Source organism: Bradyrhizobium sp. BEA-2-5 (genome assembly GCF_032918025.1).
Lineage (GTDB): Bacteria > Pseudomonadota > Alphaproteobacteria > Rhizobiales > Xanthobacteraceae > Bradyrhizobium > Bradyrhizobium pachyrhizi.
This window is the reverse complement of the sequence record NZ_CP136629.1, coordinates 6,307,745-6,320,216: the sequence shown is the minus strand read 5'-3', so window position 1 is coordinate 6,320,216 and position 12,472 is coordinate 6,307,745. Positions and strand designations below refer to the sequence as shown.

Genomic DNA, 12,472 nt, shown 5'->3' with positions numbered 1-12,472 from the left:
CCTATGCCGGATCCCGCAGCTGCTCGGTGCGCACGACGGGGAAGCCGGTCTTGCCCGACGAGCCGACCGATGCGTTCGGGTTTCGCGCTGCGAAGCGGTGGCGGCTGCCGCGGGACTCGAGGCAGGATTCACCGCGCGTCGAGCGGTTCGGTGCAGGCTCGCGATTCAAGGGGACTCCCGACGGTGCGAGGCGGTCCTCGTACCATTCCCAAACATTTCCGGCGACATTATGCAGGCCGTATCCGTTGGTTTCCTGGCTCATCCGGCGAGGAACCCGCCATCCACGGCAACGACGGTTCCGGTCGCATATCGCGACGCTGGCATGCAGAGGAAGGCCACTGCGCCGGCGATCTCCTCCGGCTGTCCCCAGCGCTTGAACGCGGTGCGATCGGCGATGCGCTGATAATGCGCGAGATCAGTACGGCCGGCGGCGTTGATCGCCGTTTCGATATATCCGGGCGCCACCGCATTGACGCGGATGCCGTCTTCGGCCCACTTCAAGGCCAGCGCCTTGGTCAGCATCACGACGCCGCCTTTGCTGGCGCAATAGGCGGGAATGCGCGGCAGCGCCAGCGTCGCATTCATCGAGGCGATGTTGACGATCGAGCCTTTGCTCTCGGCGAGAAGCGGGCGGAACGCCATGCAGGTTCGAAAAGTGCCCGTGAGATTGACGTCGAGCACTTTCATGAAGGTCTCGATCTCGTATTCCTTGTCGCGAGCGAGGATTCCCGCGCAGTTGACCAGCGCGTCGACGCGCTTTTGTTGTCGGGCAAGGGAAGCGACAGCGTCGTCGTTCGTGACGTCGAGCGTCGCCAGTGTAAGTCCGGCGCGCGATTTCAGCAAAGTGCGCGCCAGATCGGTCTCGTTGGCCGCCGTTGCGGTCACCGTCGCGCCGAGGTCGCAAAACTGATTGCTGATTGCGGCGCCAATGTCGCCGGCGCCGCCGATCACCACGGCATGGAAGTCGGGCGCAAGAGAAAAGTTTGAGCGCATTGGAGGGTCTCGCTTCAGGATTTGAGTGGGGGAGCCGTCGATTCACGCACCACCAGCGAGAAATCGATCTCGCGATGCATGATGGTCTGCTCGCCGGCAAGGCTCCGCACCAGATATTCGCCGGCGCGCTGCCAGGTTTCTCCGGTCGGAACGTGGATCGTGGTCAGGCTCGGCCGCAAATGGCGGCTCCAGTCGAGGTCGTCGAAGCCGATCACGGACAAGTCGCGCGGCACGGAGAAGCCGTCGCGCTCCGCCTCGAGCAGGACGCCGTAGGCGATGACGTCGTTGCCGCACACCACCGCCGTCGGACGGTCCTTGAGATTGAGGAGATAGCGCGCCGCCTCGCGCGCGTCGTCCAGCGTATAGGGCACCTCGACATGCCATTGCGAGGGAAGCTCGATGCCGTTCTCGGCGAGCGCCCGGCGAAAGCCGGCGACGCGGGCGCTGGCGCGGTCGTTGTTGCGCTGGAGCGCCGAGACGATCCCGATGCGGCGATGGCCGAGCTCGATCACATGCGCGGCGGCGCGATGGGCGGCGGCTTCGTTGTCGGTGCCGACGCAGGGGTAGGGCCGGTCCGGTTGATAGATGCCGACGTTGATAAAGGGGACTGCATTGTCCGCGAGCAGCTTGCGCAGTCCGTCGTGATGACAATCGCCCCGCAGCACCAGGCCGTCGACGCCGCGGCTGATCAGATTGCGCGCCTGCTGCAATTCGACGTCGAGGTCGTAGCCGCTCGTGGTGAGAAACAGCATGTATCCGACCGAGGAGAGATATTGCTGCAGCGAGGCGATGCCGCGCGCGAACATCGTGTTGTCGATCGTCGGCACGATCGCGCCGAGTGTGCGCGAACGCCGCGACGACAGGATCCGCGCCGGCGCATGCGGGATGTAGCCGAGCGCGTCAATGGCCTTTTCGATGCGCGCGCGCAAGGACGGGCTCACCGCATCGGGATTGTTGAGCGCGCGCGACACCGATGCCGTCGAGACGCCGGCGCGCGCCGCCACGGCGCGGATACCCTGTTTCGCAGATTTGGCGTTGGTCAATCGCATCAATGTAACGTTACATTCGATGAGGCAAACCGCATGGCAGCGGTAACCTCGTAAATTTGCCGCAGAATATCCGGTTTGTCCATTGCTTGACACAACCGATGTGAGGTTTAGATTGTAACCGTTTTCAAGTTGCGTTCAAAATGGTCCGCCAGCTTAAGGCGGCCAGCCGGGAGGAGAGTTCGATGAAGGCCAGGATGCTCGCGACCCATGTCGCGTTGCCCGTTTTCGCGATTGCCGCCAGCGCGCCAGCACACGCGGCCGATTTCGACTGGATGAAATTCAAGGGCAAGACCGTCACCTTTCTTGCCAACAACAATCCAGTCGCGCAGGCGCTGCTGACCTACAAGGCCGATTTCGAGAAGCTGACCGGCATGACCCTGAAGGTCGACGCCTATCAGGAACAGCAGATGCGCCAGCGCCTGGTCACCGTCATGAACGCGAACAGCGACGAGGTCGACGTGTTCATGACGCTGCCCTCGCGCGAAGGCGAGCAGTTCGCCGCTGCCGGCTGGTACGGCGATCTCACCGCGATGGCCAGGAACGAGGTTGCCAAGGACTATGATCCGAATGGATTGAGCCAGGCCTTGCTCAAGGCCGCGACCTTCAACGGCAAGCTCACCAGCATGCCGATGAACATCGAAGGTCCGATCTTCTATTACCGCACCGACATCTTCAAGAAGTGCGGCCTCGAGGCGCCGAAGACCATCAAGGACGTCGAGGCTGCCGCCGAGAAGATCAAGACCTGCGATGGCGCGGTGACGCCGTTCGTCTCGCGTGGCCTCAAGCCCGCGATCGCCTACACCTTCAGCAACATGCTGCACAATATCGGCGGCACCTACATCGCAAGCGGCAAGTCGAACCTCTGCTCCGCCAAGGGCAAGGAGGCGCTCGATACCTATAGCCGGCTGTTGCGCGATTTCGGCCCGCCGGGCGTCGTCAATTACAGCTTTCAGCAGATCTCCGCGCTCTACCGCAGCGGCCGTGCGGCGATGGCGTTCGAATCCTCGAACGAACTGCGCACAGTGATGGAAGGCGGCGCGCGCCTGAAGGACACCGGACTGCTGCCGTTCCCGGCAGGCGAGGCCGGCCAGGTGCCGACCACGATCGGCTGGGGCATGGCGGTGTCCTCGCACAGCAAGCAGCCCGAGGCAGCCTGGTACTTCGTGCAGTGGGCGACCAGCCCCGAGGTGCAGAAGAAGATGGCGCTGCAGGGCATTGCCCCGCCGCGTCCGTCGGTCGCCAAGGACCCCGAATATCGCAAGTGGATCGACGAGGAGCCGGTCCGCAAGGAATGGCAGGCCGCGCTCGACGTGCTCGCCACCAAGGGCTCCTCCGAGGTCGGCTATCCCATCGTTGCCAACCCGGAATCGCGCGAGTTCATCGGCCAGGCGGTGCAGGATCTGATCCTGAAGCAGAAGCCGGTCGAGCAGGCCTGCGCGGATGCCGACAAGGCGCTCGATGCGCTGATCGCCCGGAAGTAACGGCTTCATGCCGGCAGGCTCGCTGCCTGCCGGCACCTCATTCTCAAGGAAACGGACGGATGTCTGACACGGCTGCGACACTCACGCAGGACCGGCAGAGGCTGGAAATGGCGGCGCTTTCGGCGCCGGCCGTGATCTTCACGGTCGCGATGATCGCGTTTCCGGTCGTCTATACGATCTGGCTCGGCTTCCAGACGTTCTCCTCGACCGGCAAGCAATCCTTTGCGGGCCTCGCCAATTATTCGAAGCTGATCTCGGATGTCGAATTCTGGCACGGGCTGTGGATCACCATCGCGCTGTTCGTGCTGTCGCTGGTGCTGCAGCTCGTGTTCGGCGTCTGGCTGGCGCTGGTGCTGTTCCACGCCAAGCGTCTGCCGGGCATCGTGCGCTCGCTGTTCATCTCGCCCTTCATGATGCCGCCGGTGGTCGCGGGCATGATGTGGCTGGTGATCCTCGATCCCTCGCTGGGCGCCGCCAACTACATCCTGCAATCCTTCGGCCTGCCGCCGTCGGATTGGCTGGCGTCGCCGAGATGGGTGATTCCGACCGTCGCGCTGATCGACAGCTGGCAGTGGACGCCCTACGTCGCCCTGATCGTGCTGGGCGGCCTGCAATCGCTTCCGCCGAGCGTCTACGAGGCCGCGCAGATCGACGGCGCGTCCCCGTTCAAGACCTTCCACCGCATCACGTTGCCGCTGCTGCTGCCGACCATCGTCACCGCGGCGATCCTGCGCAGCGTCGATCTCTTGCGCTTCTTCGACATCATCTACATCACCACCCAGGGCGGCCCGGGCAACGCCTCGAACACGCTCAACATCTACGGCTTCCGGGTCGGCTTCGAGTTCTTCAACATCGGCTATGCCAGCGCCCTGATGCTGACGTTGACGGCGATCGTGTTCGGCGCCGTGCTCGCCTTCAACCGCCTGCGCGGCGCAGTGGCGTGGTGATGTCATGACCGATGCCGCCAACACCGATCGCTGGATCCGCCGGCTCAACCTGGTGCAACTCGTGCTGGCCGGCGTGCTCATCATGGCGCCGACGGTCTGGATGGTGCTGTCCTCGTTCAAGCCCTCCTTCGAGGTCACCGCCTATCCGCCGACGCTGGTCTTCACGCCGACATTGGAGAACTATGTCGAGCTGACGAGGACCACGCCGTTCCTGAGCTATGCGCTCAATAGCCTCATCGTCACCGTGGGCTCGACCGCGCTCGGACTGCTGTTCGGCATTCCCGCCGCCTTCGCCGTCTCCTGGACGCGGATTTCCTGGCCCGCGATCCTGACGCTGGCGGCGCGCATGGCGCCGGGTACGCTGTTCCTGCTGCCATGGTACGTCATGTTCCGGCAGGTCGGTATGATCGGCTCCTATACCGCGTTGATCCTCAGCCACGCCGTGATCACGCTGCCGATCGTGATCTGGGTCCTGCTGCCGTCCTTCGACGGCATCCCGCGCAGCGTCTTTGAAGCGGCGCAGGTGGACGGATGCAGTGTCACGCGCATCCTCTGGCGCATCGCGCTGCCGCTGGTGGCGTCGGGCGTCGCGGTCTCGGCGATCCTCGCCTTCGTGTTCTCGTGGAACTACTTCCTGTTTGCGCTGGTGCTTTCCAATGGCGACACCAAGACGCTGATCGCGGCGGCCTTCAACTTCATCGGCGAGGGTTCGACGCAGTGGGGTGCGCTCATGGCGGCGGCGACGTTGATCGCATTGCCGCCGCTGGTGCTGGCGGCCCTGGTTCAGCGCTGGCTCGTGTCCGGACTGACGCTCGGCGCGGTGAAAGGCTAGGTCTCTGATGAATGTATTATCCCGTTCGAATTCGATCATGCAGGCCGCGGTCTTCCACGGCAACGATCGCATCACCATCGAACGCGTGCCGATGCCCGACGTCGGCAAGGGCGAGGTGCTGGTGCGCGTCTCGCGCACCGCGCTGTGTGGCTCGGACTTCAAGCTCTGGCACAAGGGTGCCGAGTTCACCGCGGGCCACGAGATCTTCGGCGTGGTCGAGCAGCCGGGTCATCGCCTGCATGGCCGGCGCTGCGCCGTCTATATCCCCTTGCACTGCGACCGCTGCGCCGCCTGTCAGCGCGGCGACACCCAGATGTGCCTGGAGGTTTCCAGCCTGATCGGCTGGAACAGGCCGGGCGGCTATGCCGAATACGTGCCGGTGCCCGAAAACTGCCTGCTCCCGGTCCCCGACGACATCGAGGACAGCCTCGCGCCGTTGCTGCTCGACACCATCGGCACCTCGGGCCATGCCGTGCGCTTCGTCAGCCGCGTGGTGTCGCCGGCCGAGGCCGGACCGGTGCTCGTGATGGGGGCGGGGCCCGTCGGTCTCGGCGTCGTACTGGCGCTCCGCGCGCTCGGCTACGATGACGTCCATGTCGCCGACCCCAACGCCGCGCGCCTCAGGATCGCGCAATCCTTCGGCGCGAAGGCGCACCCGGTCGGCGATACCTCCAAGCGCTTTGCTCTCATCATGGAATGCTCGGGCGCGCATGCGGCGCGCAATCTCGGCATCGAGCTGGTCCTGCCGCGCGGCGCCTTGGTGCTGGTCGGCGAAAACGCGGCGCCCTGGACCATCGAGGAAGGCAAGGTGTTCCGCCGCAAGGATTTCTACATGATCCGGACCTTCTATTTCCCGGTCTCGGATTTCGAGCCGAATGTCGAGCTGCTGCGCAAGTACAAGGACGAGTATCGCGTCCTCGTCGACGGCGAGTTCTGCCTCTCGACACTCCCTGAGAATTTCGCCCGCTTCGCCAAAGGCGAGCTGATCAAGCCTGTGCTGGCGCTGGACTGAGCGATCATGGCCTCGATCTCGATCCGCAACCTCACCAAACGTTACGGCAATTTCACCGTGATCCCCGATCTCAATCTGGAGATCGCGGACCACGAGTTCGTCGTGTTCGTCGGCCCGTCCGGCTGCGGCAAGTCGACCTTGCTGCGCATCATCGCGGGCCTCGAGCCGATCTCGTCAGGCGACCTCTATATCGGCGACAAGCGCGTCAACGGCGTGCAGGCCGCGCAGCGTGACATCGCGATGGTGTTCCAGGACTACGCGCTCTATCCGCATATGCGCGTCTACGACAACATGTCGTTCGCGCTGGAGCTGCGGGGAGTGTCCAAGGCGGAAATTGATGCGCGCGTGAGGCGCGCCGCCGCGCTCTTGCACATCGAGCCTTATCTCGACCGCAAGCCGAAGGAGCTCTCAGGCGGCCAGCGCCAGCGCGTCGCCATGGGCCGCGCCATCGTGCGCAATCCCAAGGCGTTCCTGTTCGACGAGCCGCTCTCCAACCTCGACGCCAAGCTGCGCGGGCAGGTCCGCGCCGAGATCAAGGCGCTGTCGCAGGAGCTGAAGACCACCATGGTCTTCGTCACCCACGACCAGATCGAGGCCATGACCATGGCGGACCGGATCGTGGTGCTCCAGAGCGGGACGATCCAGCAATACGACACGCCCGAGACGGTCTACGAACGGCCCGCCAACCAATTCGTCGCCGGCTTCATCGGCTCGCCCGCGATGAATTTCTTCCCGGTCGAGTGGCGCCAGGAGCGGGCAGTCCTTTCGCAAGGTGGAACGGTGGTGGCGCTGGACGGCGAGACCGCTGGCCGCCTGCAGCGGGCAGGAAACGCCGTGCTCGGCATTCGTCCCGAACATTTCGCCGTCGCGACCGATGCCGCCGATGGCATCGCCATCGACGTCAAGCTGGTCGAGCCGCTCGGTTCGGACACGCTGATCCATTTCGACCTCGCTGGCGGCCCCGCCATTGCGCGGGTCGATCCAGCGTTGCGGCCGAAGGTCGGCGATCGCATCAGCCTGCGCCCGCAGCCGGGCAAGACGCATCTGTTCGATGCAGCGAACGGGCAGGTCTTGCGGTGAGCGCATCGGCGAACATAGCAGCTCTTTCGGCGCTCGCGGATGTAGCGTCGGGAACCAGGGGCGTCCAGGTGATCTGCCTTGGGCTATCCGCGCTCGATCAGGTCTGGCGTGTCGATCGGCTCTTTGCGGGCAACAGCGAGAAGATAAAGGCCATCGACTACGGTACCCTTGGCGGCGGAATGGCCGCTAATGCCGCGGTTGCGGCCGCACGGCTCGGCGCGTCTGTCGCGTTCTGGGGGCGGGCAGGGAACGATGCTGCCGGCCATGAGATGAAGTCGGCCTTCACCGCCGAAGGCGTCGACGTCGAGAACTTCCGGCTGTTTCCCGATGGCCGTTCGTCGGTCTCCGGAATCATCGTCGACAGCTCCGGCGAGCGCCAGATCGTCAACTTCCGCGGCCTGTATCCGGAGGCAGCCGATTGGATTCCGCTCGAAATCGTCGCGCACGCGTCCGCCGTGCTGGCCGATCCGCGCTGGGTCGAGGGCGCGGCCGCGCTGTTCCGCGCAGCGCGTGCGCGCGGCATTCCGACCGTGCTGGACGGCGACATGGCCGACGCCGAGGTGTTCGAGCGGCTGCTGCCGCTGACTGATCACGCCATCTTCTCCGAGCCCGCGCTCACAGCCTTTGCCGGATCGGCCGATGATAAATCCCTCGCAACGCTGGCGCGCTTCGGATGCGGCGTCATCGCCGTCACGCGCGGCGAGGGCGGCGTGAGCTGGTACGAAAACGGCCAGCTGCATCGGCAGGTCGCCTATGCCGTCGACGTCGTCGATACCACGGGCGCGGGCGACGTCTTCCACGGCGCCTATACGCTTGCGATCGGCACCGGCATCGACGTGCGCGCCGCCATGGCGTTTTCGGCGGCCACGGCCGCCATGAAATGCCGCCACGCCGGCGGCCGCAACGGAATCCCCACCATCAACGAGTGTCTTGCATTCATGAGGACGAAGCCATGAGAACGATTGGAAAGAACCGCGGCCTGGCACGGCTTGCTGATGCGGACGGCCACTTTCGCATGGTCGCGCTGGATCAGCGACCGCCATTGTTCGATGCCATCGCGAGGGCGAAGGGCATCACGCGGGATCAGGTCGAATATTCCGACGTCACGGCGGCCAAGCGCCTCCTCGTCGAGAACCTCGCGCCGCATTGCAGCTCGATGCTGTTCGACCCGAACTTTGCCGTGCCCGCCGCGATCGATCTGTTGCCGCCGCGCTGCGGCCTGATCATGACGCTGGAAGAGCACCGCGTCGAGGAGACCGCGGGCGGCCGCAAGTCGCGCGCGATCACCAATTGGAGCGTGGAGAAGATCCGCGCCATGGGCGGCGACGCCGTCAAGGTGCTGGCCTGGTACCGGCCGGATGCCGATGCCGCGGTGAACGAGCACCAGAAGAAGTTCGTGCGCGAGATCGGCGAGGACTGCGCCCGCCACGACATTCCCTATGTGCTCGAATTGCTGGTCTATCCGTTCCTCGGCAGCGCCAATCACACTGCCGATTACGTGGAATCGCCGGGCAAGCTGCCGGGCCTCGTCATCGACAGCGTGCGCGAGTTCGCGAAGCCCGAATACGGCGTCGATCTCCTCAAGCTGGAGAGCCCGCTTGCGGCCAACAGCCTGCCGGCCCGTGACGGCAGCGCCGAGGCGAAAGCCGCGCAGAAGGAGTTCGATATGATCGGCGATATCTGCCGCGCGCGCAACATTCCCTGGGTGCTGCTCTCGGGCGGCGCCGCGCCGGAGAAATTCGAGCGCGTGCTCGACTATTCCTATGCCGCAGGCGCAAGCGGCTTCCTGGCCGGTCGGACCATCTGGCTCGATGCCGTCCTGAAGAATTTCCCGGACCGCGCGGCGGTTTCGGCGAGCCTGCGCAAGGATGGCCTCGGCGTGCTGGAGCGGCTCAACAAGCTGACCACGGCCAAGGGCACGCCCTGGAAGCCGCGCCTTCCGGTGTTTACTGAGATCAAGGAAGAAGGTGACTTTGCGCGCGCCTATTGTAATGGTGACGCCTCAGCGTGTCTTGGTGGGCCCGCCAGGACTCGGACCTGCAGAGGAAAGCCTGCGACTGCCGTTATCCCAGGTGTTCTGCCGGACAAAAACGGTCTGTGTGCACGTGAGCGAAGCGATGCGTGAACTGGACCCGGTTCGCTGTAATGGAAGGTTCAAGCTTCCTTCCTTAGGCCGTCGACATAGGCGTTTCCGGCTGATGATTCCGGCAACACGGTCTGGATATGTCAGAGCCAGATCCCAGCCGACGGACGCGCCACAGTCAAAGACGTACAGGACGTAAGCTTGATGTGCTCAGTTCGCTTGCCGAGGGAATCCGTGTATCAGATGATCCGCCGAGATGCGTCCTGGTCCCCACGCCATGATACCGAACGCCATTGCAGCCCAGGTGAGATGGATAGGCCAGCCGCCCGGCACGGTGAGCTCCACGATCAGTGTCATGAACAACAGCCCGAGTGCGGCGAAGCGGGTGCCGAAGCCGAGCACCAGCAGCATCGGAAACATGACCTCGCCGCAGCCGGAGAGGAACGCCATCACCGCAGGTACCGGAAAGTGATAGGGCCCGCCCGGCAAATGCAGCATGAACTCGTCGGTGAACAGCGTCACCGCGGTGTCGCTGAGCTTGAGGAAGCCGGCCCATTTCAGGATGCCGGACTTCCAGAACGGCACCGCCAGCGCCACGCGCATCACGAACTGCACCAAAGACGGCAAGGCCATTGTCTGGATCAGGTGCTCGGCCCTGTCAGCGAGGTGGCTCAGCCGGTAGCGTTCACTGGCGCCAAAATGCTGATCGATGACCATCATGCTTCTCCGAAATTGATTGATGTGAAAGCGCCCGCCTCGATCATGCCCGCGATGTTCGCCGCGATGTCGAAGCCGGGCGAGGACTGAAGTGCCGACGCTGCTGCGTCGCCAAGCGGCCGTCCCGACATCAGGTTTGTCAGAAACACCGCGCCGGCCTCGGGCAGATGGCGCACGACGACGTCCATCTCGGGCCGGGTGATCAGAGCATCCTCCGGGGTTCCCGCGTCGATCCGACCTGGCATCTCTCCGCTGCGATTGGCGGCGAAGATCGTCACTGCCGCGAAAGGCGAGCGGACAATTCCTGCCGCGGGATGTGCGGTGAACACCACATCCGCCAGCCGCTCCGGTGGAACCAGAGCGAGCGCATCCCGTGACAGTGGCGCGGCATCGGCGGCATGATAGGCATCGAGCCAGGCCCGCTCGATCCGCGCGACATCCGCTAGCCAGGGCATGGCACAGGCATATTCGTAGGTTTCGATGAACGCGGGAAAATCGCGGCCATAGTCGAGCAAGAGTAGCGATGTTGGCGGAGAGGCCCGGACATGGGAACGCGCCATGGCGCGGAAGAAGTCGGCGCCGGTGATGCGCTGCACTGCCGGATAGATCGCGGCCAGCGCATCGATCAGGCTGACCGTGACGTTGTTGCGGTAGACGTCGTAGCGCCGGCCGGCGGCCTTGCCGTTCGGGCCGGTCACGAGTGAGGGCGTCGCGCGCCCGGGGTCGATCAGCGCAGCCGCGAAGCGCGCCGCGTAGGACGAGAGCTCCTGCTCAAGCGGCAGCATAGCGCATCTCCCGCTGGTGGCTGTCGAGGATTGCTTGCGCCGCCGCCGCTTCCGCCCTCAGGTCCGGCCAATCCGGAATCTTGCTGTCCCATTCGATCAGCGTCGGAATCGGGCCGCAGCGCGCGATGACGGTCTCGTACAGCTTCCATACGGCGTCGGCGACCGGCCCGTCATGGCTGTCGATCAGGAGTGGGGCGCCCTCGTCATCGGCCTGCTCGGCATGACCGGCGAGATGGATTTCGCCGACGCGTGACAACGGAAAGTCGGAGAGATAGTCGAGCGCGGAGAAGCCGTGATTGTTTGCCGAGACAAACACATTGTTGATGTCGAGCAGCAGTCCGCATCCGGTGCGCTCCGCGACGCCGCGGATGAATTCGGTCTCGCTCATCGACGACTCGCGAAACGCGATATAGGTCGACGGGTTTTCCAGCAGCAGCGGACGGCGGATCGCCTCCTGCACCTGGTCGATGTGATCGCAAACGCAAGCCAGCGTCGCCTCGGTATAGGGCAGCGGCAACAGATCGTTGAAGAAGGTGGTCTCGTGTGTCGACCAGGCGAGATGTTCCGAGACCAGCGCGGGCTCGTAGCGCTCGACGAGATGGCGGAAGCGCGCAAGATGCGCCTTGTCGAGCGCCTGCGGGCCGCCGATCGACATGCAGACGCCATGCAGCGATATGGGATGGTCGCGGCGCATAGCCTCAAGCGCGCGATGCGGCGGACCGCCGGCACACATGTAATTCTCTGCATGCACCTCGAAAAAGCCACGCTGCCGTCCGGCGCCAAGGATCGCAGCAAGGTGCTCGGGCTTGAAGCTGGTACCAGCCAGGCCATGTATGGCAAGCGCGGGAAAGCGGGCAGGCTCGGCTGCGAGCAACCGGGACAAGATCGCAGCGTTCATGTCGTCTCTCCGCTTTCCCTATGATCGTGAACGTCTGCCGTGCGGTGCGACTAGACTGGCTTGAGCGAACCCTTCTTGCCGTTCGGCAGCTCGATGCTGGTGCAGGTGCCGCCCTGCACGAATTTCCAGGCGTTGCCCTGGAAGTCGATGGTCGAGGTGCCCTGGCAGGTCGTGCCGGGACCCGCCGCGCAATCGTTCTGGCCCTTCAGCGCAACGCCGAAGCACTTCTCCTTCTTGGCGGCGATCGCAGCATCGGCTTCCGCCTTGCTCAGGGGAGCGGCGGCGGCAACGGTCGCAAGCGCAGTCGACACGGCGCCGGCAAGGACAAGCGAGCTGATGACATTCTTCATAGATCTCTCCACATCGTTATTTTGCGTCGCCTCCTGAGGCGTCGGGGGCGCATCGACAGGTTCGTTCCGTTCGCTGCTGCCATTACGGTTTTGGCGGCTCACGAATCCGTGACTTCGCTGCGGGGTGTCACGCAAATGGCTCTTGTGCCGTCTGCGTGCCAATCAAATACGCCGACATCGACCGGAGCCTCCAATGCCTTGTCGCTATGGAAACCGGGCGGGTCGAGCATTGGCGATGGCGACGC

General features: G+C 64.5%; 14 protein-coding genes. 7 read left to right on the top strand and 7 right to left on the bottom strand.

Annotation, left to right across the window (positions count from 1 at the left end):
* Nucleotide 1 precedes the first annotated feature (1 nt).
* From RX327_RS29855 to RX327_RS29845, 3 genes are read right to left on the bottom strand one after another with little or no spacing between them, the layout of a single operon-like run.
* Nucleotides 2-262: an SUMF1/EgtB/PvdO family nonheme iron enzyme gene (locus tag RX327_RS29855; RefSeq protein WP_050383689.1), complete on the bottom strand. Its 261-nt coding sequence runs from the start codon at nucleotides 260-262 to the stop codon at nucleotides 2-4.
* A complete protein-coding gene (locus tag RX327_RS29850; protein WP_317247953.1) occupies nucleotides 259-993 on the bottom strand; it encodes an SDR family NAD(P)-dependent oxidoreductase in 735 nt (244 codons plus the stop codon). Before RX327_RS29850 ends, RX327_RS29855 begins: the two co-directional genes overlap by 4 nt.
* Nucleotides 994-1,007: 14 nt before the next feature.
* Complete coding sequence (locus RX327_RS29845) at nucleotides 1,008-2,042, bottom strand: LacI family DNA-binding transcriptional regulator (RefSeq protein ID WP_317247952.1); 1,035 nt, start codon at nucleotides 2,040-2,042, stop codon at nucleotides 1,008-1,010.
* A gap of 182 nt (nucleotides 2,043-2,224) precedes the next feature.
* On the opposite strand from RX327_RS29845, the gene RX327_RS29840 reads away from it, so the two are divergent.
* The 7 genes from RX327_RS29840 to RX327_RS29810 are packed head-to-tail and all read left to right on the top strand — an operon-like array spanning nucleotide 2,225 to nucleotide 9,519.
* Nucleotides 2,225-3,523 carry a sugar ABC transporter substrate-binding protein gene (locus tag RX327_RS29840; RefSeq protein ID WP_317247951.1) on the top strand — a complete coding sequence of 433 codons (1,299 nt, stop codon included), beginning with the start codon at nucleotides 2,225-2,227 and terminating at the stop codon, nucleotides 3,521-3,523.
* A gap of 59 nt (nucleotides 3,524-3,582) precedes the next feature.
* A complete protein-coding gene (locus RX327_RS29835; protein ID WP_317247950.1) occupies nucleotides 3,583-4,470 on the top strand; it encodes a sugar ABC transporter permease in 888 nt (295 codons plus the stop codon).
* Nucleotides 4,471-4,474: 4 nt separating this feature from the next.
* A complete protein-coding gene (locus tag RX327_RS29830; protein ID WP_317247949.1) occupies nucleotides 4,475-5,302 on the top strand; it encodes a carbohydrate ABC transporter permease in 828 nt (275 codons plus the stop codon).
* 7 nt (nucleotides 5,303-5,309) lie between these two features.
* Nucleotides 5,310-6,314 (top strand): zinc-binding dehydrogenase, encoded by a 1,005-nt coding sequence (locus tag RX327_RS29825; protein ID WP_317247948.1) that lies wholly within the window; start codon nucleotides 5,310-5,312, stop codon nucleotides 6,312-6,314.
* A gap of 6 nt (nucleotides 6,315-6,320) precedes the next feature.
* A complete protein-coding gene (locus tag RX327_RS29820; protein ID WP_317247947.1) occupies nucleotides 6,321-7,394 on the top strand; it encodes a sn-glycerol-3-phosphate ABC transporter ATP-binding protein UgpC in 1,074 nt (357 codons plus the stop codon).
* On the top strand, nucleotides 7,391-8,350 hold the full coding sequence (locus tag RX327_RS29815; RefSeq protein ID WP_317247946.1) for a sugar kinase: 960 nt from the start codon (nucleotides 7,391-7,393) through the stop codon (nucleotides 8,348-8,350). The genes RX327_RS29820 and RX327_RS29815 overlap by 4 nt, the downstream gene beginning before the upstream one ends.
* On the top strand, nucleotides 8,347-9,519 hold the full coding sequence (locus RX327_RS29810) for a tagatose 1,6-diphosphate aldolase (protein ID WP_317247945.1): 1,173 nt from the start codon (nucleotides 8,347-8,349) through the stop codon (nucleotides 9,517-9,519). Before RX327_RS29815 ends, RX327_RS29810 begins: the two co-directional genes overlap by 4 nt.
* 168 nt (nucleotides 9,520-9,687) lie before the next feature.
* On the opposite strand, the gene RX327_RS29805 is transcribed toward RX327_RS29810, so the two are convergent.
* From RX327_RS29805 to RX327_RS29790, 4 genes are read right to left on the bottom strand one after another with little or no spacing between them, the layout of a single operon-like run.
* The gene (locus RX327_RS29805; RefSeq protein ID WP_317247944.1) at nucleotides 9,688-10,194 is read right to left on the bottom strand and encodes a DoxX family protein; all 507 of its coding nucleotides are present in this window, start codon (nucleotides 10,192-10,194) and stop codon (nucleotides 9,688-9,690) included.
* Nucleotides 10,194-10,979 (bottom strand): DNA-binding domain-containing protein, encoded by a 786-nt coding sequence (locus tag RX327_RS29800; protein WP_317247943.1) that lies wholly within the window; start codon nucleotides 10,977-10,979, stop codon nucleotides 10,194-10,196. The genes RX327_RS29805 and RX327_RS29800 overlap by 1 nt, the downstream gene beginning before the upstream one ends.
* On the bottom strand, nucleotides 10,966-11,877 hold the full coding sequence (locus RX327_RS29795) for a DUF692 domain-containing protein (RefSeq protein ID WP_317247942.1): 912 nt from the start codon (nucleotides 11,875-11,877) through the stop codon (nucleotides 10,966-10,968). Before RX327_RS29795 ends, RX327_RS29800 begins: the two co-directional genes overlap by 14 nt.
* Before the next feature lie 50 nt (nucleotides 11,878-11,927).
* Nucleotides 11,928-12,227, bottom strand: coding sequence for a DUF2282 domain-containing protein (locus tag RX327_RS29790; protein WP_317247941.1), 300 nt, complete (start codon nucleotides 12,225-12,227; stop codon nucleotides 11,928-11,930).
* Nucleotides 12,228-12,472: the final 245 nt, after the last annotated feature.